The sequence below is a fragment of the Mesorhizobium captivum genome (genome assembly GCF_033977165.1).
Lineage (GTDB): Bacteria > Pseudomonadota > Alphaproteobacteria > Rhizobiales > Rhizobiaceae > Mesorhizobium > Mesorhizobium captivum.
This window is the reverse complement of the sequence record NZ_JAVIJB010000139.1, coordinates 1-607: the sequence shown is the minus strand read 5'-3', so window position 1 is coordinate 607 and position 607 is coordinate 1. Positions and strand designations below refer to the sequence as shown.

General features: G+C 63.1%; 2 pseudogenes. Both read left to right on the top strand.

Annotated elements, in window-relative coordinates:
• Nucleotides 1-342, top strand: a pseudogene (locus RFM40_RS33660) (protein GlxC); the annotation flags it as partial.
• 8 nt (nt 343-350) lie between these two features.
• Nucleotides 351-607: pseudogene (locus tag RFM40_RS33655) on the top strand (FMN-binding glutamate synthase family protein); the annotation flags it as partial.

The window sequence follows — 607 nt, the reverse complement described above, 5'->3', positions numbered from 1 at the left end:
TCGCGCTGCGGCATCTCGATGAAGGGCATCGACATCGTCGTGCGCGGCAATATCGGCCATATGTCGGCCTTCATGGCGCAGTCCGGCAATCTGGTGGTGCTGGGCGATGCCGGCGATGCGCTGGGCGATTCGATCTACGAGGCGCGGCTCTTCGTGCGCGGCAAGGTCAAGAGCCTGGGCGCCGACTGCATCGCCAAGGAGATGCGGCCCGAGCATGTCGAACTGCTGCAGGGCCTGCTCGACCGTGCCGGTATCAAGGATGCCAAGCCGGAAGAGTTCACCCGCTACGGCTCGGCCCGTACGCTCTACAACTTCAACATCGACAACGCCGACGCATACTGAGGACGACCATGAGCTACCACAATCCTCCAACGACGCCGCGCAAGTCAGCGACCTTCGACGATTACACGCTTTCCGAGATCCGCCGCGCGGCAGCGACCGGCATTTATGACATCCGCGGCGCCGGCTCCAAGCGCAAGGTTCCGCATTTCGATGACCTGCTCTTCCTCGGCGCCTCGATCTCGCGCTATCCGCTGGAAGGCTATCGCGAGCGTTGCGGCACCAATGTAGTGCTGGGCTCCCGTCATGCCAGGAAGCCGATCGAGCT